The organism is Paenalcaligenes niemegkensis, assembly GCF_022230885.1.
Classification (GTDB): Bacteria; Pseudomonadota; Gammaproteobacteria; order Burkholderiales; family Burkholderiaceae_B; genus Paenalcaligenes; species Paenalcaligenes niemegkensis.
The window spans coordinates 1906807-1932282 of the sequence record NZ_JAKGCT010000004.1; the positions used below are offsets into that span (position 1 = coordinate 1906807).

General features: G+C 52.8%; 20 protein-coding genes, 1 tRNA gene and 5 pseudogenes. 3 read left to right on the plus strand and 23 right to left on the minus strand.

Annotation, left to right across the window (positions count from 1 at the left end):
• Nucleotides 1-47 precede the first annotated feature (47 nt).
• Nucleotides 48-887 (minus strand): class I SAM-dependent methyltransferase, encoded by an 840-nt coding sequence (locus tag L1889_RS13290; protein WP_238665503.1) that lies wholly within the window; start codon nucleotides 885-887, stop codon nucleotides 48-50.
• Between the two features lie 107 nt (nucleotides 888-994).
• Entirely contained in the window at nucleotides 995-1192 is a 198-nt protein-coding gene (locus L1889_RS13295; protein WP_238665504.1) for a hypothetical protein, read from the minus strand.
• 188 nt (nucleotides 1193-1380) lie between these two features.
• Between L1889_RS13295 and L1889_RS13300 the strand changes: the two genes are divergently transcribed.
• Together L1889_RS13300 and L1889_RS13305 are read left to right on the plus strand one after the other, a co-directional pair.
• Nucleotides 1381-3045 carry an ABC-F family ATP-binding cassette domain-containing protein gene (locus L1889_RS13300; RefSeq protein WP_238665505.1) on the plus strand — a complete coding sequence of 555 codons (1665 nt, stop codon included), beginning with the start codon at nucleotides 1381-1383 and terminating at the stop codon, nucleotides 3043-3045.
• A 120-nt stretch (nucleotides 3046-3165) separates the two neighbouring features.
• On the plus strand, nucleotides 3166-3759 hold the full coding sequence (locus L1889_RS13305) for a BPSL1445 family SYLF domain-containing lipoprotein (protein ID WP_238665942.1): 594 nt from the start codon (nucleotides 3166-3168) through the stop codon (nucleotides 3757-3759).
• 57 nt (nucleotides 3760-3816) lie between these two features.
• Here the strand turns inward: L1889_RS13305 and L1889_RS13310 are convergent.
• From L1889_RS13310 to L1889_RS19245, 13 genes and pseudogenes are all read right to left on the minus strand, one after another.
• Nucleotides 3817-4020, minus strand: a pseudogene (locus L1889_RS13310) (hemolysin III family protein); the annotation flags it as partial.
• Nucleotides 4021-4088: 68 nt separating this feature from the next.
• Entirely contained in the window at nucleotides 4089-5159 is a 1071-nt protein-coding gene (locus L1889_RS19235) for a thiamine pyrophosphate-dependent enzyme (protein ID WP_372871595.1), read from the minus strand.
• Nucleotides 5138-5806 carry a thiamine pyrophosphate-binding protein gene (locus L1889_RS19240; RefSeq protein WP_372871597.1) on the minus strand — a complete coding sequence of 223 codons (669 nt, stop codon included), beginning with the start codon at nucleotides 5804-5806 and terminating at the stop codon, nucleotides 5138-5140. Before L1889_RS19240 ends, L1889_RS19235 begins: the two co-directional genes overlap by 22 nt.
• 11 nt (nucleotides 5807-5817) lie before the next feature.
• Complete coding sequence (locus L1889_RS13320) at nucleotides 5818-7284, minus strand: aldehyde dehydrogenase (RefSeq protein ID WP_238665506.1); 1467 nt, start codon at nucleotides 7282-7284, stop codon at nucleotides 5818-5820.
• 14 nt (nucleotides 7285-7298) lie between these two features.
• The gene (locus L1889_RS13325; protein WP_238665507.1) at nucleotides 7299-8090 is read right to left on the minus strand and encodes an aspartate dehydrogenase; all 792 of its coding nucleotides are present in this window, start codon (nucleotides 8088-8090) and stop codon (nucleotides 7299-7301) included.
• Nucleotides 8091-8100: 10 nt separating this feature from the next.
• The gene (locus tag L1889_RS13330; protein ID WP_238665508.1) at nucleotides 8101-8895 is read right to left on the minus strand and encodes an SDR family oxidoreductase; all 795 of its coding nucleotides are present in this window, start codon (nucleotides 8893-8895) and stop codon (nucleotides 8101-8103) included.
• Between the two features lie 10 nt (nucleotides 8896-8905).
• The gene (locus tag L1889_RS13335; protein WP_238665509.1) at nucleotides 8906-9082 is read right to left on the minus strand and encodes an alpha/beta fold hydrolase; all 177 of its coding nucleotides are present in this window, start codon (nucleotides 9080-9082) and stop codon (nucleotides 8906-8908) included.
• Nucleotides 9079-9711, minus strand: coding sequence for an alpha/beta fold hydrolase (locus L1889_RS13340; protein ID WP_308217641.1), 633 nt, complete (start codon nucleotides 9709-9711; stop codon nucleotides 9079-9081). Before L1889_RS13340 ends, L1889_RS13335 begins: the two co-directional genes overlap by 4 nt.
• A gap of 7 nt (nucleotides 9712-9718) precedes the next feature.
• Nucleotides 9719-10348, minus strand: coding sequence for an ABC transporter permease (locus L1889_RS13345; RefSeq protein WP_238665511.1), 630 nt, complete (start codon nucleotides 10346-10348; stop codon nucleotides 9719-9721).
• 135 nt (nucleotides 10349-10483) lie between these two features.
• A complete protein-coding gene (locus L1889_RS13350) occupies nucleotides 10484-11266 on the minus strand; it encodes an ABC transporter ATP-binding protein (protein ID WP_238665512.1) in 783 nt (260 codons plus the stop codon).
• A complete protein-coding gene (locus L1889_RS13355; RefSeq protein WP_238665513.1) occupies nucleotides 11259-12269 on the minus strand; it encodes an ABC transporter substrate-binding protein in 1011 nt (336 codons plus the stop codon). Before L1889_RS13355 ends, L1889_RS13350 begins: the two co-directional genes overlap by 8 nt.
• 26 nt (nucleotides 12270-12295) lie before the next feature.
• A complete protein-coding gene (locus L1889_RS13360) occupies nucleotides 12296-12895 on the minus strand; it encodes a cupin domain-containing protein (RefSeq protein WP_238665514.1) in 600 nt (199 codons plus the stop codon).
• Between the two features lie 30 nt (nucleotides 12896-12925).
• Nucleotides 12926-13958 (minus strand): annotated as a pseudogene (locus tag L1889_RS19245) (porin).
• A 231-nt stretch (nucleotides 13959-14189) separates the two neighbouring features.
• Here L1889_RS19245 and L1889_RS13375 point away from each other — a divergent pair.
• Nucleotides 14190-14993 carry an IclR family transcriptional regulator gene (locus tag L1889_RS13375; protein ID WP_238665517.1) on the plus strand — a complete coding sequence of 268 codons (804 nt, stop codon included), beginning with the start codon at nucleotides 14190-14192 and terminating at the stop codon, nucleotides 14991-14993.
• Between the two features lie 114 nt (nucleotides 14994-15107).
• Here L1889_RS13375 and selD read toward each other — a convergent pair whose 3' ends face one another.
• The 8 genes and pseudogenes from selD to fdnG form a co-directional block, all read right to left on the minus strand.
• A complete protein-coding gene (selD, locus tag L1889_RS13380) occupies nucleotides 15108-16172 on the minus strand; it encodes a selenide, water dikinase SelD (RefSeq protein ID WP_238665518.1) in 1065 nt (354 codons plus the stop codon).
• Between the two features lie 20 nt (nucleotides 16173-16192).
• Nucleotides 16193-16288 (minus strand) — tRNA-Sec (locus L1889_RS13385).
• Between the two features lie 10 nt (nucleotides 16289-16298).
• Nucleotides 16299-18222, minus strand: a pseudogene (gene selB / locus L1889_RS13390) (selenocysteine-specific translation elongation factor).
• On the minus strand, nucleotides 18219-19658 hold the full coding sequence (selA, locus tag L1889_RS13395; protein WP_238665519.1) for an L-seryl-tRNA(Sec) selenium transferase: 1440 nt from the start codon (nucleotides 19656-19658) through the stop codon (nucleotides 18219-18221). The pseudogene selB and the gene selA overlap by 4 nt, the downstream one beginning before the upstream one ends.
• Complete coding sequence (fdhE, locus tag L1889_RS13400) at nucleotides 19655-20593, minus strand: formate dehydrogenase accessory protein FdhE (protein WP_238665520.1); 939 nt, start codon at nucleotides 20591-20593, stop codon at nucleotides 19655-19657. Before fdhE ends, selA begins: the two co-directional genes overlap by 4 nt.
• 49 nt (nucleotides 20594-20642) lie before the next feature.
• Entirely contained in the window at nucleotides 20643-21311 is a 669-nt protein-coding gene (locus L1889_RS13405) for a formate dehydrogenase subunit gamma (RefSeq protein WP_238665521.1), read from the minus strand.
• A pseudogene (fdxH, locus tag L1889_RS13410) lies at nucleotides 21304-22202 on the minus strand (formate dehydrogenase subunit beta). Before fdxH ends, L1889_RS13405 begins: the two are co-directional and overlap by 8 nt.
• An 11-nt stretch (nucleotides 22203-22213) precedes the next feature.
• Nucleotides 22214-25281, minus strand: a pseudogene (fdnG, locus tag L1889_RS13415) (formate dehydrogenase-N subunit alpha).
• Nucleotides 25282-25476: the final 195 nt, after the last annotated feature.

Below are 25476 nucleotides of genomic sequence, written 5' to 3' on the forward strand. Positions count from 1 at the left end.
AAATCAGGGCATAGCAAAAAGCGCATCAGCCAATAGTAATTTGACAATCAGGTCGTAGGCGCAGGCGCAAAAAACCGTTCATGCATTTCTTCCAGTCCTAGCAACCCCAAGAGACTACTCAACCTCTCTGTCGCTTTGCGACGCGGCAAGTTCTTATAGGTCGCAACGATAAGTTCGTTTTTCATCGAGTGCTCCCAACCGACCAGTTCGGTCACAGTGACCTGGTAACCATGCGCCTCTAATTGCAAACACCGCAAAACATTCGTGGCATGACTGCCAAATTCTCGCGTGTGTATAGGATGCCGCCATAGCTCAGCCAAAGCACCAGCGCTTAACGAGGCTGCTTTCTGGCTGCGCAGTATGCGTGCCACCTCGGCCTGACAGCAAGGCACAACCACAATATATTTGGCCTGTTTATGCAGGGCAAACCGTATTGCGTCATCGGTAGCCGTATTACAGGCATGCAATGCAGTCACCATATCTACGGTGGCGGGTAGCTGGTCCGACGTGATGGAGTCAGCCACCGACAGATTCAAAAAAGTCATGCCAGGAAAGCCCAGGCGTTGTGCTAGCTGGGTGGCGCTCTCGACCAGTTCCTCTCGTGTTTCTATACCGTACAAATGGGACTGGTCTTGTAGCTGCTTAAAGAACAGGTCATACAGTATGAACCCCAGGTAAGACTTGCCCGAGCCGTGATCCACCAACGTCATCGCATCACGATCTTGTTTCAGGTCTTTCAGCAAGGGCTCTATAAACTGAAACAGATGGTAGACCTGCTTGAGCTTACGGCGGCTATCCTGATTCATTTTGCCATCACGCGTCAAGATATGAAGCGCCTTTAATAGCTCTATGGATTGTTCAGGACGAATTTCGTGGGTGGTAGACATAAAAAACCAGCAGACCATTTAAGAATATAGTCTGCTAGTTTAATCAATATTCGTGGCATGTCGTCCGCTCAACGGCGAATAACTGAACGAATGCTGCTGAACTTCGCCTAGTTCAGTGCTTCTTTGGCCGCTTCTTCCGGAGTTAGGCCATCGTAGAATAGATCAGTAAACCATTCTGCATTTTCGTCTATATAGTCCTGTGCCTCGCGCAGAGTGGCGCCAGCAGCCACCAGCAAGCCCTCAACCTGTATGCACCATTCAATCAGCGCCACTTCGTCCGGATCGGGCAGGTCCTTCTTAGCCATAGTATTTCCTTAATATTGTGTAGGGGTAACAGGAATCGCCGCCGAATGGACTCGCGCTGCCACAGACCTGCGACCATGATACAAAACTTGCCGGGTGTTTGTCCGGCGCCAGTGCTACAATTTTGGCCCTTTCCCATTGATTTACGCTTGGGCTGGCCAAACCAGCTATTACAGGCCTAAACCCCCACATGATAATTCTGAAAAACGTGACCCTGCGTCGCGGTAGCAAGGTGTTGCTAGACAGCACCTCGGTCACTCTTAACCCCGGCGAAAGAGTCGGACTCGTAGGACGTAATGGCGCGGGCAAGTCGTCGCTGTTTGCTGTACTTAACGGCAGCCTGCGCGAAGACGGTGGTGATTTTTCCATTCCTGCGACCTGGCGCATGGCCCAAGTCGCCCAGGACATGCCTGAAACCGGGCAAAGTGCCACCGACTTCGTGATCGAAGGCGACACCGTACTGCAAGCGGCCCAGGCAGAAGTAACGGCCTCAGAGGCTGGCGAAGACGGCATGCGCATCGCCTATGCCTACATGGCCTTGCAGGACGCGGGGGCACACGATGCCCCCGCACGGGCACAAGCCCTGATACTGGGGCTGGGCTTTACCGTTGCTGAACTGGACAGGCCGGTCAATAGTTTTTCTGGCGGGTGGCGCATGCGTCTGCAATTGGCGCGTGCGCTAATGTCGCCATCAGACCTGCTGTTATTGGACGAACCCACCAACCACTTGGATCTGGATGCCTTGGTCTGGCTGGAGGCTTGGTTAAAAAACTATACCGGCACCATGGTGGTCATTAGCCATGACAGAGAGTTCCTGGACTCCATCACCAGCGTAACTTTGCATATAGACCACGGCAAACTGGTGCGCTATAGCGGCAATTACAGCAAATTCGAAGATATGCGGGCCGAACAGATGCTGCTGCAGCAAGGCGCACAGGCCAAGCAACAAGAAAAAGCGGCCCATCTGCAAAAGTTTATTAATCGCTTCAAAGCCACGGCCAGTAAAGCCAAGCAGGCCCAAAGCCGCATCAAGGCCCTGGAACGCATGGAAAAAATTGCACCGGTACTGGCAGATGCCGACTTTCAATTCAGCTTCAAGGAACCAGCCAGCCTGCCCAATCCCATGTTGACCATATCCGACGCCAGCATAGGCTACCCGGCTCCCGCCGACGCCCCCTCGGGAACCAGTCCTACGACTATCGTGCGCCAAATCAGCCGCTCGGTCTTGGCAGGCCAACGCATCGGCATCCTGGGCGCCAATGGCCAGGGCAAATCCACACTCGTTAAAACCGTAGCCGACGCGCTGCAACCCGTTGCCGGCGAGTTTCTTCGTGGTAAAGGCCTGAACATCGGTTATTTTTCACAACAAGAACTGGATGTGCTGCATCCAAGCGAAACGCCCCTGGAACATATGATGCGCCTAGCGCGGGAAATTCCCGCCAATATACGGCCCAGCGCCATGGACTGTCGTGAGCAGGGTCTGCGCAATTTCCTGGGCACCTTTAACTTTAGCGGTGATATGGTCAAACAGGCCGTAGGCAGCATGAGTGGCGGTGAAAAAGCACGCTTGGTACTGTGCATGATCGTATGGCAGCGTCCTAACTTATTGCTGCTGGATGAACCTACCAACCACTTGGATCTGGTCACACGAGAAGCGCTGAGTGTGGCCCTGAATGAGTTCCAGGGTTCGGTCATGCTGGTCAGTCACGACCGCGCCTTGCTACGCTCGGTTTGCGACGAGTTCTGGCTAGTGTCGCGTGGCGGAGTAACGGGCTTCGAAGGCGACCTGGACGATTATCAGGTGTATCTGCTAAATGAAGCGCGGCAGCGGCGGGCGGCGGCTATAGCCGCTTAAAATTACGGTGTGTGACTTTATGCTGAATAAAGCCAGACCCGCGAACATACCGCTTGCTAATGGTCTGCGTGTGCAGGTCTAATGTCTCTTTCAGCCCCACGGAGATCGACCATGCGAAAAATGTCCGTATTACACAGTAAAACCCTGAGCATACTGGCGATGACCATCGCCGGGCTCGCCTTTACGGGCTGCACCACCACTCTGCCCAAGGACGACGCTAGCGCCGCACAGCAGAAAGCCGAAATCAACACTGGCACCAGCGCCGCCCTGGACAGGCTTTATCAGGCGGCACCCGAGTCCAGAGAGCTGGTAGCCAATGCCAAGGGCGTGCTGGTGTTTCCCAAGGTGTTAAGCGCCAGCTTTGTGGTAGGTGGTGAACATGGCAATGGGGTACTTAGAACAAATGGCAACAACGATGGCTACTACAGCCTATCCGGCGGATCTATAGGCTTTCAGGCAGGGGTTCAGTCCAAAGCTGTCGTCATGCTGTTTATGACTCAGGAAGCCCTGGATAATTTCCGTGCTAGCAACGGCTGGACAGCGGGCGTGGATGCTACTGTCGCCGTAGCTAACATAGGGGCAAATGGCAGCATAGGCACCAACACAGCCGGCGAAGAGGTTATCGGATTTGTGATGACGAATGCCGGCTTGGTAGCAGGCGTTTCACTGGAAGGCAGCAAGATTCAAAAAATTAGCGAAGCTCCCAGCAAGTAAAAAAACGCGCGCCAACTTTGTGGTAACCCACCCAGGGCGGGCGCGCGAATTGATGCTTCAGGCAACATAAAAAACCAGCGTAAAGTAATGGCAGGCGCTGCCACCCAACACAAACAAATGCCAGACGCCATGACCATAAGACCACTTATGGTCGATAGCATAAAAAATTATGCCTACGGTGTACACCACACCGCCAACAGCCAGCCATGCAAAGCCTGCCCAAGACAAGGCTTCAATTAAGGGGGCCGACGCGATAACAGCTCCTTAGGTCACCGTCAGGCCTTTATCAGGCCTGTCATGCCAATAACCATTGCAAGGATCAGCGGGCATCAAGCCATCGTGATGGTCCATAGCAATATATTAGCAGCTGTCCTTAGGGAGGTTTTACGATGCCGTGCCGGACCTTTATTAATACAGCTTCTTCTGCGGGGGCCAGCGAAATTGAGCGGGCCGATGCTGTTCATATCTACCTCTACGACTGAAGGACCGATGTAGGCGATAGCTTGCTGAATCACATCTTTAAACTCAGCCACAGACGTAGCTAAATAGCTCTGGCACCCCATTGACGTCCCAAGGTCTTTATAGCTGGGGGTATGCAGCTGGTTAAAGTACTGGCGGTCATCGAAATACTTATTTTGTATTCCGCGCATCACACCATAGCCACCATCATTCATCACCAGCAGCACCAGGTTGCTCTGCTCTTGCACCATCGTGGCAATTTCTCCGATGCCCAGCATCAAGCCTCCATCGCCAACCAGAGCCACCACTTTTTTATCAGGATTGGCTTTGGCTGAGCCTATGGCATGTGCCAGGCCCAGGCCGATCGCCCCCGCCAGAGAATGGATATTGCGCAGTGGCGCTTCTACGGGAAACAAACGACTGCCCCAGGTGCTACCCGACATGGTGATATCGCGCACCAGAATACCGTCCTTGGGCAAGGCCTCTCGCAGTGCAAAACAAATCTCGGCATAAGGGCCTAGCTGTTCAGTAAGCTGAGCCACGGCATCCGTACGCGCTTGACGGATTTCCTCATCATAGGCAGCACTTGTGAAGCTGTGACCCGCAAGATCCTGTACCAACGCAGCAAGAGTTTCCCTGGCTTCCGCGCAGATAAAATGACGGACAGCATAATTACGCTGCTGAGCGGCTGGCGCGGCATCCACCTGGATCAGCTCTTCAGGAAACTGTATGGAATAGGTCTTGGTCTCGTTGCTTCGCAAGCGTGAACCCACTACCAATGCCAAATCAGCCGAGGCCAACAACGTTTCTACGGCGGCCGAATTATGGAAAGCACCTAAGCTTCGCGGATGACTATCGGGCAACACGCCCCTGGCATGCGTTGAGGACACAATGGGTATGCCTAGGTCGGCCAGTTCCCTTAGCTCCTCCGTCGCATGCAAAGCGCCCCTCCTATCCAAATGATTGGGCGTTTTGCCTGTCGTAGCTTTTGGCTTAGCAAATCGCGATCGGCTGGCGTCAAGGCGGGTAACTGCAGCGCCTGCGCCGGCTGCAGCTCGTGTGGCACTTCAATTTCTGCGGCCTGTACATCAATGGGGATTTCCACACTAACCGGCCCCATGGGCACTGTCTTTGCCACGCGGATAGCCTCTTGAACAATACCCACTGCGTTTTCCGGACTGGTGATCCGATACGCCGCCTTACTTGAGGCTCGTAAAAAACCTAATTGATCTTTGGCCTCGTGTATAAAACTGGCATCACGATCTAAGTACTCGCGCTCGACCTGACCGGTTAAATGCAATACCGGACTGGCCGCATTACATGCTTCAATCAACGAGCCAACTGCATTTCCAGCCCCGGCTCCGGTACTGGTCAAAGCTACCCCCAAACCATGAAAACGGGCCTCGGCATCGGCCATGGTGACGCTGCCTGCTTCGCCGCGGGCACAGACAAAATGTATCTGCTCTCGTCGCCCTACAGCGTCAGCGATAGGTAAATTATGAATGGAAATAACACCGTAAATGTTTTTAACCTGATGTGTTTCCAATAAGCGGGCAATCGCTTCACCCACCGTTATTTTTTCTGTCATGTCCCTATCCTTTATACGTCACACCAAGGGTCTGGCTTATCACTGAGGCCAATATAAATACTTTTTTGCTGCATATAAGAGAGAATGCTCAAACGCCCTTTTTCCCGTCCTACACCGCTTTCCTTAAAACCACCGAAGGGGGTCGATATCGAGAATTTCTTATAGGTGTTGATCCAGACGGTCCCCACATCCAGTGCCCTGGCCAACTGCCAGGCACGCCTATAGTTTTCGGTCCAGATACCGGCGGCAAGACCGTAAACACTATCGTTTGCTTCAACCAATAACTGCTCATCATTTTCAAAAAGAATAACGACCAGAACTGGTCCAAAAATTTCTTCCTGGCAAACATTTGCCTGATTGCTGAGCCCCGCAATGATCGTGGGCGCATAGTAGCTACCTTTCGCAAGCTCCCCTTGTTCAAGCCTTTGCCCGCCCAATAAAACCTCTCCGCCCTCTGCCACGGCCTGCTGTACGTAGGCATCGACTGACTGCAGATGCTTTTCATCAATTAGCGGGCCAATTTGAGTACCCTCGTGCTCGGGGTGACCAACACGCAACTGAGCTGCTTTCTCAACCAGCCTCTGGACAAAACTATCGTATAGGCTGGCATGTACGAATAAACGCGAACCTGCGATACACGCTTGTCCCGCTGAACTGAAAATACCGTAAATCACCCCATTTACCGCAATGTCTACATCGGCATCGTCCAGCACGATGGTTGGCGACTTGCCGCCCAGCTCTAACGAAGTACCGATTAAGCGCTCAGCAGCAATGTGCGCCAATTGGCGTCCTGTAGCGGTACCGCCGGTAAAGGAAATTTTCTTAACCAAGGGATGCTTTACCATGGCATCCCCTACCACAGAACCTTTACCCGGCAGCACGCTAAGCAGACCTTTGGGCAGCCCTGCTTCCTCAAAGAGCTTGGCTAGCTCTAAAGCCGCTAAAGATGTAAGCTCTGCAGGTTTCAATACCACCGAATTGCCAGCTGCCAAGGCTGGCGCCAGCTTTTGCATCTCTGAAGCAATAGGCGAATTCCAGGGCGTAATGGCAGCGACCACGCCGAGTGGCTCATAAACGCTCATGGTGAGCAGATCACGGGAGCGGGGGTTAGTAAGCTCGGCATCCAGGGTTTCCAGACTCGCTGCTGTATAGCGTGCGGTAGCCGCTGCGCTCATGACCAAACCACGTGTTTCGCTTAAGGGCTTACCGTTATCCCGCGTTTGCAAAGCCGCCAAACGCGATGCATCACGCTCAATAAGATCGGCCACGCGGTAAAGAACGCGAGCTCGCTCCATCGGTAAACTGTTACGCCAGCCTGGCAGTTGCCACGCTTGATTCGCCTTACTAATCGCCTCAGCTACATCCTCGGTGCTGGCTGTGGAAAACTCCGTGTTCAGGCTGCCATCAGCAGGAAAAAAACTGCGTCCCGCTGGCCCCCGACCTTCTTGCCACTCTCCGGCCAAAAACAATGCTTTCATTCTTATTACCCTAATTAAATGACCAGAGCGTCGCCTACCTGCTGGCAGGCGCGAACCACGCTTAAGGCCGCCAAGGTCGAGGTTTTAGGGTTATCGGCCAGGGACACCCCCTGCATTTCGATCTGCATTTCCCCAAAACCTCCCTCAGCCCTTATCAGATGCTGATTACGGCTCATGGCAGGATCAGCAATCAGCTCAACCTGAGTGGCATCCATTCCCACGCCGGCCAAAGCAATCGTTGCCGCTACGTTTGCATTGGCGGGAAACAGACGAGCGGCTTCGCGGGCAGTCCCTTTAAAGAACACCGTGGCTTCGGTTAAGGCATCCAAATCAACCAGGGTTTCGGCATGGCTGCCTTTCCAGCTAGCCGGACGCTTACGCCCTTGATACACCACGGTATCTAGTCCCATCGTGCGTGCAGCAGCAAGACCATCTACACCGGCAATCGCACCTGGCAGAACAAAAACCTGTGCATCGTTCTGTGTCGCAGTCTGACGTACCGCTTGTTCAAACTGACTATCAGCAAAAGCTCCGACAGAAATAACAGCAAGGTTCCATCCCCGCTGCAGCACATCGAACACATGCGCTTTCAGGCCTTCCTGGCCTGCCATCTCTAGCACCAGCTCCGGGCTGCCTGCGATATCCTGAATATGGCTAACAACCTGTACCCCTGTGCCTAACTCTTGCTGCAAGGCCTCACGGCTATGCTCCATCACCACGACCCACCCCAACTGCACAGTGTCTGGTAAATAGTTCTGCACTGTTCTGGCCATTGCGCCATAACCAATAAATGCTATTTTCTTCATCTCTACCGCCTTAAATTTCTTTGCTAAATCCACCGGACACATCAATTACGGAACCCGTGGTGTAGGACGATAATGGTGAGGCCAGAAAAACCAGTGCCCGGGCGGCTTCTACGGGTTTTCCTAAGCGCCCCATTGGAATGCCCCGTTTCTGGGCAATACCTGCTATCCAGTCTTCCCAGCTCTGCTCAAGGTCTGAACGATTCTGATAACGGCGCTGCCACTGGCCTGACTCAACCATGCCGATCAGAATAGAGTTGACCCGAACCCCATCCTTAATAAATTCATGGGCCAGGTTCTTGCTAAGATTTAACAAACCTGCCCTGGCCGCCGATGTGGCAATCATGTGCGTTTCCGGCTTAAGCGCCAATAGCGAATTCACATTGCTAACAGAGGCAATGGTCGATTTCCGCAGATAAGGCAGCACGCACCTCACCGGATTCAGCACACTGAAATACTTCAGTTGCACTTCACTGAGCCAGTCTTCATCTTGCGTACTTTCGAAATCCGCTACCATCCCCTGACCGGCATTGTTAATCAGCATATCGATCTGGCCGAACGTCGCCGCAGTTGTCCCAATGAAGCGATGTACTGATGCCTTATCCAGTACATCGCATTGCTGGATATACATATCTTCGGCCGAATACTCGGCCGCCAGGCTTTCCATTGACGCCTGCAAGCGAGAAACATCGCGCCCGCACCATGCCACTTTCGCCCCGTGCTGCAACAACAGCCGTACCGTTTCCAGACCAATACCCGATGAACCGCCTGTGACGACAGCCACCTTATCCTCAATTAAAAAACTCATGATGCTTGCTCTATGATTTATGTACTGGCCCAGGCTTAAAAACCAAGGCATCGAACTGCTCAGGCTGATCCACATACAGCAGGTGTCCTGCGTGCGCGATGGATGCCAGTTCAATGTGCGGATAACGCTGTTGTAAGAGCTGCATATCCGCAAGAGGCGTAATGCTGTCTTCGAGCCCCGCAATCATTTGGATCGGACAGCGAACCTCAGCCAGATAGTGCCCGATACTGTCATAAGCGAGTAAATAAGACGCCGCCTCGAAACCTTGCTGTGTGAGCCCGGACATGACTTTTTTACCAGTGCCAAATTCGCTTCGGTAGGCTGTCCCAACAGAGCCGGACCACGCTCTTTTGCCAATCCATCGGGACCAAGACGCGCCAGCATCTGTGGACGCATCTGGTAGACCTGCTGTTTTTTCTCGGCACTCGCCAAACCGTAGCCCTGCGCAACGCTTGCAAGCACCAGCTTTTGCACGTCCTCCGGATACAGAGCGGCATAAGCACTGGCCATCAGCGCGCCCAAAGAATGTCCGACCAAAGTGAAGCGCTCCAGCTTTTGCTCAGTAACCAGTTGCTTCAAGCTATGCGCGTAGTCTCTGGCCGTAGGCGTCGACGTATTAAGCAGAGCACTACCGCCGTAGCCCGGCGCATCCCAGGCTAATAAGCGATAACGCTCCCCCTGAGTCATTAGCTGTTTGCTCCAGGAGGCCGCACCGGAGCTAATACCATGCAGCAATACAAAACATTCATCCGAACCGTCGCTTTGTAAGAACGAGGGGGCACAGGGGGTGGGGAAGAATAGCTTTGCATAATCCAACCTCTCTTTAATGCTTAGCTCTTTGTGCAGACTCGTGCCATGGGATCACAACCTTACGAATTGAACCGACCGAAAAATAGAGCACAAAGCCAATCATTGCGAGCAAAATCACCACTGCAAATAAGGTATCAACCTCTAAATCTTGCAACTTAATCGTAGCCAAATAACCTAGCCCTCTTGAGCCTGCCACGAACTCCGATACCACTGCACCGATGATGGCCAAGACAATCGCCATTTCCATTCCGGTCAGAATATAAGGCAGTGACGCAGGTATCACCAGCAAACGAAAACGTTGCCAGGAGCTAGCTTGACCCACATGAAAAACCTCAATCAGCCCTGTGTCGACAGACTTAGCCCCGAGATAGCTATTAGAAAACACTGGAAAAAAGGCTAGTAAAGCCGAAATGATGATCTTGGATTCAATGCCAAAACCGAACCATAAAATAAACAAAGGAATCAGCGCGACTTTAGGTGTCAACTGCAAAGCGATCACAAAAGGCTTAAAGATGGTGTCCAGAATAGCAATGCGGCCAAGTAACTGCCCCATTACCGTGCCAAAAATGACAGCGATGCAAAAGCCGCCCAGACACTCAGCTAAAGTCGTATAAATATGGTAATAGGTGTCATCTCGCTGCATTAGCCGTATCAATGCATTTAAGACATCCTCTGGAGGAGGCAAAACTAATGGAGAAACGCCGAAAAACGAGACGTATCCTTTCCATAGCAAGAAAAAACTATCACCGAAATAACTTGTATGAGGAGTCGATTCACGTTACAGCTCCAAATGATGACGCAATTCGTCGCAGAGACGGGTGAACTCAGGGTCACTCAAGAAGTTGGTGCGCGGCCGCTCAAGCGTGATGGGAACTTCAGCCACGATACGCCCAGGGCGGGCCGACATTACCAAAACCCGGTCTGCCAAGTGCACTGCCTCACTAATTGAGTGGGTGATAAGAAACGCACCAAATTTTTGATCCATCCAGATTTCTTCCGCATCCGCAATGATCTTCTCGCGTGTCAATGCGTCTAACGCTCCAAAAGGCTCATCCAATAACAACAAACTTGGACGAGAAAACAATGCCCGAGCAAACGAAGCACGCTGTCGCATACCACCGGATAGCTCCGAAGGTCTCTTTTCCTCGAAACCTTTTAAGCCGACCATTTCGGACAAGGTCATTGCGCGCTTCTCGTCCTCAGCGTTAACGCTGCCTTGCATGAGCTTAGGCAATAAAATGTTTTTCTGGATGTTGAGCCAAGGTAGCAAACGATGCTCCTGAAACGCCACCCCAATAGCAGAGTTTGCTTTGGCCCCGTTAAAGGGTAAGAGGACCTTCCCCGATGTTGGTTGCTCTAAGCCACATAGCAAACGCAGCAATGTAGACTTCCCACAACCTGATGGCCCGATCACGGCTACAAATTCACCTGCATAGATATGCTGATTAATGTTCTCTAGGGCTATCGTTGTACCAGTACGGGTTTCGAAGTGCTTAGTTACATTATCAAAAGTAACGACTTTCTGACGCTCAACCTGAGCTTCATTATGACTATCAAGCAAGGGTCGCCTCCCAAATATCGTTATCATAAAGATGACGAGAGGTGTCTTCCATGAGCCCGGCACTTACCAACAGCTTCTTGCCCTGCTCCCATTGCTCAGGCACATTACGGAGGATGTTTTCTTTACCATGAGCCAACCATAAGTCACGATTGCCTTTTAGATCACTCAACGCAATGTCCTCTTTCTGAATACCCGGCACGTCGTACTTATTCCCAATAATACGGATAGCTTCCAGTAACTCCTGATCATCCATATCCGCCATACGTAACACCGCTTCACGCGCCCCTTTCAAAAAAGTGACATGCTGATCGCGATTTGCCTCAAGATCTGCTTCGCGTGCTACGTACACTTGTCCTGGCACACCATCGTCTACCGCCATTACCTGCAGAGGATAATCTTCGGCGCGCAGTCGAGAAACGGTACTGGTATTACCGAAAAATGCTTGAATGCGTCCCGCCTCGACCATAGCAAAAGATGCAGGGCCATCGGCAACGCGCTCTCGACGTACTGACTGGGGATCTATTCCCGCCTTTGCCAGCATCAAATTCAGAGTGGCCTCCATAGAGCCCCCGAAAGAGGCCATACCTATAATTTTTCCTTCTAGCTCTTTCACGTCACGTACAGGCTTCTCTTCTGATGAAATCACAACAAAAGGCGATATTTGCGCGACCGTGGCAAACGCAACAACATCCGAGTTATCTTTAGCGCGAGCTGCCATATAGTTAGCGCCACCCGTACGCCCGGACTCAACCTGTTTCGCAGCCACCAATTGGATAACCTGGCCGGCACCACGGCCCACCTCAACCTTGACGTCCAGGCCGAGCTTTTCATACTCCCCCATTGCACTAGGGTATAGAATCGGGGCAAAAGCCAACGATAGCGTCATGGGAGTAAGGTACGTGTAAGTTCCTCTAGATTGAGAAAATGCAACGCTTGAAGCGAAAGGCAAGCTCAACGCACCGGCGGCCCCAATGCTGTTAATTAGAAATTTTCTACGATTCATGAAAGCTCTCCAGCTTATGATTTAGTCTAGCTTTTTACCACTGCGGCTGCCTGTGCTCGTGCCTTCTTAGCAGCTGTCAGAGGATGATCTGCGGGATATTCCGGCAAATCAGGACGGTTAGCGCCCAACATCACACACATCAGAGCCTCTTCTTGCCCTTCGTTACGCAAGCCCCTGTAAACACCTGGAGGAACAGAAATGACGTCGCGCTCATTTAGCACTAATTCGCATCGTTCACCTTGATACTCCAAAAACAGTCGCACCGCATCACCGCGCAAAATAAAAAACGCTTCCTCTACGTCATGATGTACATGCAAGGGACCTTCGCATCCAGCGGGCAGAATCATGGTCGAAAAAGTAAAGTGCTCCGCAGGAATCACATTAGCGTCATGCTGTACACCCGCTGCTCCTGTACCAATATAGCGAGTTTGTGCACGTCGATATAAGGGATTCACGTCAGCTTGCCAGCCTAATGCGTTCCAATCGTACTGACGAGTTTTCTTGCGCGAGACTCGGGTCTCTATCCATTCCAATAGACTTTTATCTGTAGGTCGTTTCCAACTTGCAAATAAAGGGTTTTCTTGATCAGGAACTGGTGTGCCTTGCTCAGGTTTCAAATCGTTCATTTCTTTCCTCATTTACTCTATAAAACCACATCAAAAAGCGTGTTGAATTCCTGCACCAAACTGACGCTTATTATGATCGGTAGCGGTGGCGTGATTACGTACCTCGAACAAATTGCCCATGGCATATAAGCTAGTACGTTTAGATAACTGGTGGCGGTATGCAGCAGCAAAGCCGTGATTCTTCGATAACACGGCCCTCTGATAAGTCAGCATGGTCGTACCTGATTTTCCTGTAGGCACCGAAAAGCCGAGGCTATAAGCGCGATCACGGCGGTTGCCTGCGGCAATATAGCCGGGTGTCGGGTTAGCATTTATATTACGTTGTTCGTTAAAACCGGCAAAAGCCTTTACCACATCAAAGTCGTAAGAAACACCTAGCTGGTAGTTCTGCGCATTGCGCTTATTAGAATCACGCTTGGGATTCAGACGCTCGTATGTTAGTGCTGCACGCAAAGGGCCACTGCTATAACGCAGCCCAGCTGTCAGCACTCTATTGTTATTTGAAGCACCCGCGGCCTGTACATCGTCCGTTGAAAAGCTGTAACCAATCCCCGCCTCCAACCCCCACGACCGGGGTCTGATAAACGATCGCATTATTTAAACGGCCATCTGGGCCATAGTCACCGCTTTTATAACCAAAGGTGGATCCCACCGAGTTGCCTGACCAAGCAACACCGAAAGGACTAATGATGAAAGGTGACCAGGCATAACCGAATACGGTTTGTCGACCGATACGTATCTCACCAAAGCCACCTTGAAGCCCCAAAGTGGCTTGGCGCCCAAACATTCTTCCCTGAGTGTGCGCCCCCGTAGTGGTCAAAAAACCGCCTTCTAGATTAAAGGTGACAGCATAACCATTGCCCAGGTCTTCACTTCCTCTCAAACCGAATCGCGACTGCCCCGCTATACCACTTGCCACGCCGAACTTACTGGAGCCATCAACCATCTTGTCATAGCGGACCCCACTATCTATCACTCCATACAGTTGCACGTTACTACTCTGCGCACAGACTGCTACGGGTGCTACAAGAGCTAGAACAGGCACCACTTTTCTAAGAAACATTCTCCTCTCCTGAAAAATAAACTTTATTTTTATACCGTATATGAAACAATGTTTTATACTTGGAACGAATGAAGTATAGTTTTGTTTAAACTCAGAAATAAATGGGTAAAAACCCTTTAACCCGGAATTACGCTTTTAGTAATAAAGCAAAGGTATGAGCAAAGCTGTCGTAAAAAAACTTCCCCACTTATACTTAAGACTAGGCACTAAGTTTGATTAACTGAGAGACCAATGAGCGAGCAACCCCCAACACAGACACAAGACCGCTATTCCGTTCCAGGTTTGGAACGTGGTCTACGTCTGTTATCAGAATTCAATAGAAATGAACAAGTATTGGCTGCCCCCGAACTTGCGAAGCGATTGGGTATCCCCCGCACGACCACCTTTCGTTTACTAAATACGTTGGAGAGTCTGGGGTTTGTACAGCGGGTTGAAGGCGGCCATACCTATCGTTTAGGCATGGCCATTCTCAGACTTGGCTTTGAGTACCTAGCCTCTTTAGAATTAACCGAACTAAGTCAGCCCATTTTGGAACGCGTGCGAGATGAGACAGGTCTGTCTTGTAACTTGGCCATGCGTGACGAGCACAGTGCAGTAATCATTGGGAAAGTGGCGGCGCCTACGCCTTTTGTGAGTACTGTGCATATAGGTACTCGCTTACCCTTGCACGCAACGTTATTAGGCCGTGTTTTATTGAGTGATATGCAATTAGAAGACCTGCGACGCTTGTATCCAGACAACAATTTAAAGAGATTCTCTGCCCGTACAGCTACAACTGTTGAGGCTTTATATGAGTTAATTCTTCAAGATGCCAAACGTGGCTATGGTTTGGATGAAGGATATTTTGAGCCTGAAGTGGCTAGTGCTGCAGTAGCAGTGCGAAACAGCCAAGGCACTATTATTGCCGTGCTTGGTGTCACTATTCCTGTGGGTCATTTAGCTAAGGGCAATCTGAACTCGCAACAGCTAGTCGATACCGTGTATAACGCAGCTACTGAGCTTTCTAATTTGCTGGGTTTTCAACCTTCCAAGTAATAACGAGTCTCTTCTACTTCTACAGAAGCCCCCGGTTCTTCCATCGCCACCCTGTAGGAATAGACCAAAAAAAGCAGCGAAATACGCTGCTTTTTTTAATAGAGAAAAACCCCTCTACGCCTCGACCTGCACCAACGGCCCTTCACTATGCAACTCGCCAACGATTGCGGCGTGTCCAAAGCCTTCAGAGTGAAAGATATTCAGCACTTCTGCCACAGCCTCGGGCGCGCAGGCTACCAGCAAGCCACCTGAAGTTTGAGGATCACACAGCAGGGCGCGCATAGTTTCGTTTAACTGGGAGCTAAGCGAGACAGACTCAGCAATGGAGTCCCAATTTCGACCTGATGCACCAGTAATGACCCCTTGTACCGCGAACTCGCTTACGCCCTCTAGCCAAGGCAAATCGGAATAACGCAGCCTGGCTGACAAGCCTGAGGCTCTTGCAACTTCCAGGGTATGGCCCAGCAGGCCGAAACCCGTGACGTCTGTTATTGCATGAACGCCACTTAACTTACCCAAAATAGCACCGGGCGTGTTTAATTGAGTGGTGCTGTCTATCATTGAGCGATAGCCGTCGTCGCCGAGTATGTTCTTTTTCAGAGCTGCCGACAGGATACCGACGCCTAATGCCTTGCCCAACACCAACACATCGCCTGCCTGGGCATCGGCATTACGTTTGATATGCTTGGGATGCGCCAGACCCATGGCCGCCAACCCGTATATGGGCTCGACGGAGTCTATGGAGTGCCCGCCGGCAATAGGGATGCCCGCTTGATTGCACACTGCAGCACCGCCCTGCAGAATGCCAGCGATATCAGCCTTGGAGAGCACATTGATAGGCATGCCAACAAGCGCCAGCGCCATGATCGGCGTGCCACCCATGGCATAGACATCCGATAGCGCGTTGGTAGCGGCAATTCGGCCGAAGTCGTAGGGATCATCGACTATAGGCATGAAAAAATCGGTAGTGGCGATTAACGCTTGCTGCTCGTTGAGCTGATACACCGCTGCGTCATCAGAGGTTTCATTGCCTACCAGCAATGCCGCATAGGGTTGTGCTGCAGGCATATGGGAAAGCAGTTCCGACAACACACCTGGTGCGATTTTGCAGCCGCAGCCTCCTCCGTGGGAGAGTGAAGTAAGACGGGGCTTATCTGGTGTCGAAACAGTATCGTTCATGATGATTTGGGCCTGCAAGTTGGCGGAAAGTAGTAGGAGTCGAACCTACCTGGGAGCGTCTGACGCCCCCAACTGGGTTTGAAGCCCAGCCATGCCACCGGACACGATTACCTTCCTGTGAAGAGACTATGATAGCCGTTGCCAGATGTCTGCGCCACCTTTGCGCACCACATGGCGATCGCGTAGCCGACGCGTATATCCGGAGCGATTGAAAAACTCGAGTATCTGAATGCTGCGTTTGCGCCCCAGCCCAATGCAATCACGAAACTCACTCGCACTGACCCCTTCGGTTCCGCTTAAAGACTCAATCTGTCCAGCCAGCCTAATCACCTGCTCGCGATGATAGAACAAATCGCGCACAATCTGATATAGCTCCCCCCGCAGTAGCTTAAGCAGAACATGCCGGACCAGATCCTCGGATTCGTTTAGCTGGCTGGCCAGATCTCGTGTCCATGGAGGATTGAATTCACCTTCATGAATAAGTGGAAGCAAGCGTTCGGCCAGCTCGGTTTCCTGAGCAGTCAATGTGACCGCGTGGCCGGGTATATGCAGCCAGGGACCGTTACGCGACAACGTAGCGGTGGCTATCAGCTCGTCACACAGAGCCTCCCACAACGCGTCCGGCGCCGTAGGCAACGCCATTCGCCGCAAGCGGGCCGCGTTCACTCCTGGCTCATCCGGCCAGTTTTGATGAAAGGACTGCATGGTTTGCAAAACCTGAGCCGTCAACACGCTCCACTGAGACCGCAAAATCAAAACACGAGGAGCCTGAGCACCACGTGCAGATACCCATAATGCGCCTTCAGGGAGTGTAAGGTCATCTAAGGTGCGGCTCATAAGGCGCATGGCATGGGGTTCATCCAGCCCCCACGGAGCCTGTTGCAGCAAGCTCAATACCGTTCCGCCTGCATGCAGCTCTGAGATGGCGTCTAACCATGCCAGCCGCGCAGGCGAGCGACGCTTGCGTTGCGGCGCATTGGGGTCCAGCACGACGCCGCCACCTATCGTATGCCGTGCTTGTGCATCGCGAATAATATAGCGATCGCCCGACATGGCGCAGACCGGCTGGTCGAACACCAATTGCACCCACCCTTCGTCGCCGGCAGCCAACGAAGCCTTTGACAGTGGCACCGCATGCGCAAGGTAATGTGATGCGCCCAGATGTATGTGCAAGGGGCTCCAGGTACGAACCGCCCCTCCGGCTTCGGGCAACAGCCGTAACTGCGCATCGACATTACGCGACGGCAGGAAACATCGGGCATCAGCAACCCAGTCCCCCTGGCAATGGCATCCTTTTCTGCCCCGCCAAGGTTCAATGCGCAACGCTGCCCGGCACGCGCCTCTTGGGCAGGCTGGTTCTGTGCATGGATGCTACGCACCCGCAGCTTCTGCCCACCTGGCATCAGGCGTAAATCAATAGCGTCATCATTCAGCGGCAATATGCCATCATGGACCGTCCCCGTAACCACGGTACCGTGACCTTTCAGGGTAAAGGCCCGATCTACTGCCAATCTGAACAGTCCGTCTGCACTACGAGCGTGCATTGCCTGCGCTGCAGCGTGCAAATGTAATCGTAAAGTCTCCAGGCCTGTGTCGTCTGGTATGGCTGCACTGACAAAAAAGGCCGGCATCTCTTGCAAAAGGTGCCCGCAACCAGTTGAGCAACCTCAAGTTGCACCTCGTGCAACCGCGACTCATCAACCCGGTCAGCTTTGGTAATCGCCACCGCCCCCTGGCCCACGCCCAGCATCGACAAAATAGCCAGGTGCTCACGCGTTTGAGGCATCACACCGTCGTCAGCCGCCACCACGAGCAAGCCGAAATCAATGCCACTGGCTCCTGCCGTCATGGTGTGAATCAGGCGCTCATGGCCTGGCACATCAATAAAGCCAAGAATATCCCCATTTTCCAGCGGGGTGTAAGCGTAGCCGAGCTCAATGGAAATTCCACGCGTTTTTTCTTCCTTGAGCCTATCGGTGTCCACACCCGTCAAGGCTTGCACCAGCGTGGTCTTTCCGTGATCAATATGTCCAGCCGTACCGATAATCATGCAACCCACTCATGTAACTGTTGAGTAAAAGCAGCTTCGTCAGTCTCTTCCAGGCAGCGCAGATCCAGCCAGAACGCGTCGTGGGTAATACGTCCCACCACCGGCCTTGGCAATTGACGCAATCCGTCCTCAAGCTTTTTTAAAGCCCGGCCAGATCGACCTGATCCAGCATGCCGCACCACCAGTCCGTAACTAGGAAGCTGATCCACTGGCAACGCGCCACTGCCTATCTGGCTGAACATCGCTGCAGTATGCACTGTATAAGCCTCGCCTACGGCAGCTTGCAGTACCTCTTGCAACCGCTCTGCCTGCAACTGCATCTGCGCCTGGGGCCGGGTCAGCAGCCTTAAGGTAGTAAGCCTTTCGGGCAGCAACTCGGGTGACCTATAGAGGGCCAATACCGGCTCCAGCGCAGCCAGCGTCAGCTTCCCCACACGCAATGCCCGCTTCAACGGGTTCTTTTTGATTTTTCGGATCAGATCGGCGCGGCCCACTATTAACCCCGCCTGGGGGCCTCCCAGCAACTTATCGCCACTGAAAGTGACAATATCAGCTCCGGCTTCTATGGTCTCGCGTACGGTGTCTTCTTTGGGCAATCCCCACTGAGTAAGATCGACCAAGGTACCACTACCCAAATCCACAGCGCTAGGCAAGCCATGGCGCCGGGCAATTTCAGAAACCTCAGCCACACTCACGCTACGTGTGAAGCCGGTCACGGCGTAATTGCTGCAATGAACTTTCATGAGCATAGCCGAGCGTGCGCCCAGCGCATTTTCGTAATCAGCAGGATGCGTCCGGTTGGTGGTACCCACTTCGACCAGACGCGCACCGGCACGCTGCATAATGTCGGGAATACGGAACGAGCCTCCGATTTCCACCAGTTCGCCACGCGATACGACAACCTCACGCCGGTTAGCCAGGGCATTCAGCTTCAGCAGGACTGCTGCAGCATTATTGTTGACGACGGTGGCGGCCTCGGCCCCGGTCAATTCACACAAAAGCTCTTCGATCAGATCGTCACGGTCACCCCGATGCCCGGTTTGCAGGTCAAACTCAAGATTGGCAGGAGCAGACAATGCCTGCACTACAGCTTGAACAGCCTGGTCGGGCAAGAGTGCCCGACCCAGATTCGTGTGCAAGACAGTACCAGTGAGGTTATAGACCGCGCGCAAACGGGGCTGGTCTTGCTGGGCCAGGCGTTTCTGCACCTGCGCCAGCAACGCACCAGGCTCCATGGTGCTGACAAGCACCTCGCCTTTCAACGCCTTTGGACGTATTTCGTCTAGCAGCTGTCGTAAGGCCTTCGCAAGACGACTACGGCCTACCTCCACTGCCAGTATTAGCGCGGCCTCGGATCCCAACAGCCGCTCAAGTGAAGGAATATCGCCTACCTTGGCCGTGACATCTGCGCTTTCTACAACCTGCCTGACTGTCATGGCTCAGACTGTACCGGCTGCCACAGCAATGGATTACCGCTGGCACGGCTATAGCCCGCCTCCCCCATCAGGACATCCAGCATGAGGCTGGCAAGGTCATCAGCTACCGCGTCAGCACCCAGCGCTTTCTCCTGATAGAAAATCTTTCTATAGGTATGGCAATGATCGCAGGACTCAGCCTTTATCCCTTCAGGACCGTCTTCAATGGAGTGATAGGAGATTTCTTTAGTGTCATCACAGTGCGAGCAGGTAACACGCACCAGATGCCATTCGGCAGCGCATAACGAGCAGCAAAGATAACGATTGCCCTCGGCCTGACCGCCCACCCTGACCACACTGGCTACGGGCAAACTGCCACACAGCGGACACACCCCTTTAGGACTGACCACCGGCATATCACTTTCTTTGAAATCGGCCGCCAGGCAGGTCCAGTACACTTGCAGCGCTGCCATGATGAAAGGGGCCGTTGCCGCATCCACACCAAATTCACTCTCGGCCAGAATCGCATCTGCTTGAGCTTCAATGCCGTTAGGATCGCTCTCAAGGGTACTCTTCAATGCTTCTACGGTTTGAACTGCTTGAGGCGGAACGCCTTCACTTGCCAGCATATGATCGAGCAAGCTGGCAAGTATGCTGCGCCAGCTTGAGTCGCGCCGCCAGCCCATAGCCTGCAGAGGAGGCATACCGTGTGTCTGCGCCTGATCAATACGCTCTGCGGTGGGACCAGGAACATCGCAGTGCTTAAGCGCCTGGTTTTGGCCGTCAACCAGATCAGCCATCAAGAGTAAATAGTCAGACAAGGGATTATCTTGCGCCAACTGACGCAAACGTGCCGCCCGATCCGCAAAAACGGAAGACCGCACCGGTTGGCGCAAGCGCAAGATACTAGTGTGATCGAGGCTTTCTATTTCGCCGCGTGCAAGAATTCGCTGCAAAGCAGTTTCTCCAGAAAAATAAGGCTGTCCCGTACCCGGGACAGCCATGTCAGTAAAGAGCCAAGAGGCACTTACTTACGAGGGGTGTACCGCCGCGCAATTGACGCAGCCACCCCCGGTGGTGCTTCCACGCCCAGCCAGGTGTTACCGTGCCGCGAGTCATGGCTCGCACCGAACCCTTGACCCATATCCCTGCATAGATATGCACTATGATCGCGCAAATCATTAAAAATGCAAAGAGCGCATGCAGCACCGAAGCCAGGCGTACCGCCCAGATAGGGAAGAAAAATGCAAAGTACGATCGCCACATCACTACACCGGTTAACAACAGCCCCAGCATAAGCACGATCAACACAAAGAACAGCAGCTTCTGCCCACCGTTATAACGGCCAGCTTCAGGGATCTTGTCCTCGTTGTTGTCCAGGACGTCTTTTGCGTGCTTTAACCATTCGACGTCTTCACGGCGAAAAAGGTTATGCCTGAACAGACGCGCAGCGAAAACAGCGAAGCACAGAAACATCAACACCCCGATAAAGGGATGAAGGATACGAGTCCACACGCCGCCACCCAGCAAGTTGCTAAGCCAATAAAAGGCTGGATGAAACAAAGCCAGACCTGATACTGTCAGCAATACAAACGTAATAGCAATGATCCAGTGGTTAGTACGTTCACCTGCGGTATAACGCTGAATCAGCTTGGGTTTTTTAACCTCATGCATCAGTATTCTCCTCGGCTTTACGTTCGTCTTCCTCGTCCGTCTCGTTAGGACCGCGACGAATATAATGGAAGAAGCCTGTCAGCACCGCCAAGCCCATCGCAGCGGCCCCCAGCGGTTTGCTGATACCCTTCCAAAGACCAACCATCGGGCTGATTTTGGGATCTTCGGGCAGATCGTTATACAGCCCTGGCTTGTCTGCGTGATGCAGCACGTACATGACGTGTGTGCCACCTACGCCAGCCGGATCGTACAGCCCCGCGTTGTCAAAACCACGAGAGTTGAGATCGACGATACGGTCATCGGCGTGCTTGATCATGTCTTCCTTGGTACCAAAAACAATGGCACCCGTTGGACAGGTCTTGACACAGGCAGGCTCTTGCCCAACCGCCACCCGATCAGAACACAAGGTGCACTTATACGCCTTGTTGTCCTTCTTGGAGATACGCGGGACATCGAAGGGGCAACCGGTAATGCAGTAGCCGCAGCCTATGCAGTTCTCTTCATGGAAGTCGACAATACCGTTGTTGTACTGAATGATGGCGCCCGGCGCAGGACAGGCTTTGAGGCAGCCTGGATCTTCGCAGTGCATACAGCCGTCCTTGCGGATCAGCCATTCGAGATCGCCCTCGGAGTCTTCATATTCTGAAAACCTCATGACGGTCCATGACTTATCGGTCAGATCGTTGGGGTTGTCGTACACCCCCACGTTCGTACCAATGTCATCACGCAGGTCGTTCCATTCCATACAAGCAACCTGACACGCCTTGCACCCTATACATTTGGTCGTGTCGATTAACTTGGCGACGCCTCCCCCACCACCTCTTCGCGCACACTGGGTGGCGGCGTGGTGGTGGCAGAGATTCGTTTAATATCTAATGATTGCAGTGCCATGGTTTATGCTCCTATGCTTTCTCGACATTGACCAGGAATGACTTGAACTCGGGCGTGTTCGTGTTGCCATCCCCCACTGGTGGAGTCAATGTGTTGGCCAGGAAGCCCGGCTTGGCCAGTCCGACAAACCCCCAGTGAATGGGGATGCCGACCTGGTGCACAGTTTTACCTTCGACCGTCAGCGCTTTAATACGCTTGGTAACGACAGCCACTGCCTTGATATAGCCTCGGTTAGATGACACTTTGATACGATCACCCTGAGCGATACCCAGCTCAGCTGCCAGCGCATCACCAATTTCGACAAACTGCTCAGGCTGCAGAATAGCATTGAGCCTGACGTGTTTAGTCCAGTAATGGAAGTGCTCGGTGAGTCGATACGTTGTACCCACATACGGGAAGTTTTCGACTGTACCCATAGAGGCCAGATCTCGATCAAAAATACGAGCTGCAGGGTTGCTGATCGCCAGCTTGTTATCGGGATACAGCGGGTTGTAGCCCACCGGGGTCTCGAAAGGCTCGTAATGAACCGGGAACGGGCCTTCTACCAGCCCTTTGCGGGCAAAGAACCTGGCCACCCCTTCGGGATTCATAATGAAAGGCCCCATACCGCCGGCAGGATTTTCATCCACCTTAAAGTCAGGTACGTCGGCACCCACCCAAGACCCGCCATCCCAATTGATGAGGCTACGGCTCGGATCGAAGGGCTGTCCCTCTAAGTCACAAGAGGCCCGGTTATACAAGATACGACGGTTGGCAGGCCAGGCCCAGGCCCAGCTTAATGTCTGGCCTATTCCGGTAGGATCGCTGTTATCGCGGCGAGCCATCTGGTTACCATCAGACGTCCAGCTGCCCGTGTAGATCCAGCAGCCACTCGTGGTTGTTCCGTCGGCGCGTAGCTCGCCGAAGCTAGACAGCTGCTCACCTTTCTTACGCAGCGTTTTAGACGGATCGGCGGGATCAGTCATGGCCACATAAGCGTACCCGTTCATTTCCTTGGCCAACTCTTCGGCGCTTGGGTCGTGAGGTGTGCTGTAGGGCCAGGCGAGATCGACGATAGGACCGGGATAGGTACCCCTTCCTCGACGTAGAGCTCACGTATGCGCTGATAAATCCGCGCCATGATCTCGATATCGCTCTTGGCCTCGCCTGGTGGCTCGGCACCTTTCCAGTGCCATTGCAACCAGCGACCAGAGCTAACCAGCGTGCCTTCTTCCTCAGCGAAACAGGTGGTGGGCAAACGAAAGACTTCAGTTTGAATCTGCGAGGAGTCTACGTCGTTATGTTCACCCGCGTTACGCCAGAACTCGGAAGTCTCGGTAACGAGAGGATCCATGATGATCATGAACTTAAGCTTTGAGAAGGACTCTAGCAGCTTGGCTTTATAAGGCGCGGCGGCCAAGGGGTTGAAGCCTTGACAGATATAACCCGTCATCTTGCCTTGATGCATCAGCTCGTAAGCCTGCAACATGTCGTAGCTTTTATCCATCTTGGGCAGGTAATCATAAGCCCAATTGTTATGCTCCTGAGCGGCGTCACCCCACCACGCTTTCATCAGGCTGACGTGGAACTTGTTGTAATTGCTCCAATAACTCAGCTGGTTCTCGCGCATTGGAAGCTGAGTACGATTATTGATGTAGCCATCGTACGACTGCTCAGAGTCTTTAGGCAGAGTCAAATAGCCCGGCAAAAGGTTGGACATCAACCCCAAGTCGGTTAGCCCCTGAATATTGGAGTGACCACGCAACGCGTTCATGCCGCCGCCTGGAATACCAATATTACCCAGCAGCAACTGCACCATCGCGCCTGTGCGGATGATTTGCGAACCAATGGAGTGTTGAGTCCAGCCCAGTGCATACAGGATTGTGCCTGCGCGGTCTTTGCTAGCCGTAGAGGCCAGCATCTCACAGACTTTCAGGAACTTGTCTCGCGGAGTACCGCAAACGTTCTCAACCATCTCGGGCGTATAGCGCTCGTAATGGTGCTTAAGCAACTGATAGACCGAACGGGGGTGCTGAAGGCTGCGATCGGTTTTGACGTAACCGTCTTCGCCAAGCTCGTATTCCCAGCTGGACTGATCGTAGGTACGAGTTTCTTCGTTGTAACCCGTGTAGAGACCATCTTCGAAGTCGAAGTCTTCTCGAACAATAAAAGAAAGGTCAGTGTAATTGCGCACGTATTCGTGCTGAATTTTATCGTTTTTCAGCAGGTAGCGTATGACCCCACCCAAGAAGATGATGTCCGTTCCTGTTCTGATGGGAGCGTAATAATCGGCAACAGAAGCCGAGCGCGTAAAACGCGGATCGACAACGATCAGCCTAGCCTTGTTATTCGCCTTTGCTTCAGTGACCCATTTAAACCCGCAAGGGTGAGCCTCGGCAGCATTACCGCCCATAATCAGTATTACATCCGCGTTTTTGATGTCGACCCAATGGTTCGTCATCGCACCTCGGCCAAACGTCGGGGCAAGACCTGCCACCGTCGGGCCGTGTCAGACACGGGCTTGATTATCGAACGCCAGAGCGCCCATGCTACGGAATACTTTATGAGTGACGTAAGCAACTTCGTTGGAACTGGCAGAGGCTGCCAGCATGCCAGTTGTGAGCCAGCGGTTAACGGTTTCGCCTTTATCGTTACGCTCGATAAAGTTGGCATCCCGATCGTCTTTCATCAGACGGGCAATGCGGGTAAGGGCTGTATCCCAAGAGATACGCTCCCACTTGTCTGAGCCAGGCGCACGGTATTCGGGGTACTTGAGGCGATTGGGGCTGTTGATGAAATCCATCAGGCCAGCGCCTTTCGGACAGAGCGTCCCTCGGTTTACCGGGTGATCTGGATCGCCCTCGATGTGCATGATACGCGGATGCGCATTTTTTGCGCCGTCGCCAAGACTGTACATAAGTACGCCACAGGCCACGGAACAGTACGGACAGGTGTTGCGCGTTTCTTTCATACGCGCCAACTTGTACTGGCGAACTTCAGCCATGGCCGGAGTGGGCGCCACGCCCAGCAACGCCAAGCTTGAGCTTGCCAATGTTGTACCTGTCACCTTAAAGAATTGTCGCCGGTTCATCTTGACCATGGCGCCCTCCGGGTGAGTGAAACTTGAAATATCGCAATAAACAGGACGGCTGTGTAACGTCCTTATACAAACAGAGTATACGGTCTGCCGAAATAAAAAACCATGGACAACCCTACGAGCTACCGCTCGTCGATACATAAAATGCTCCGGCTCTAAGTCTTTAGGGCTCTATGGAAAAACGACAATGCGAGGGTT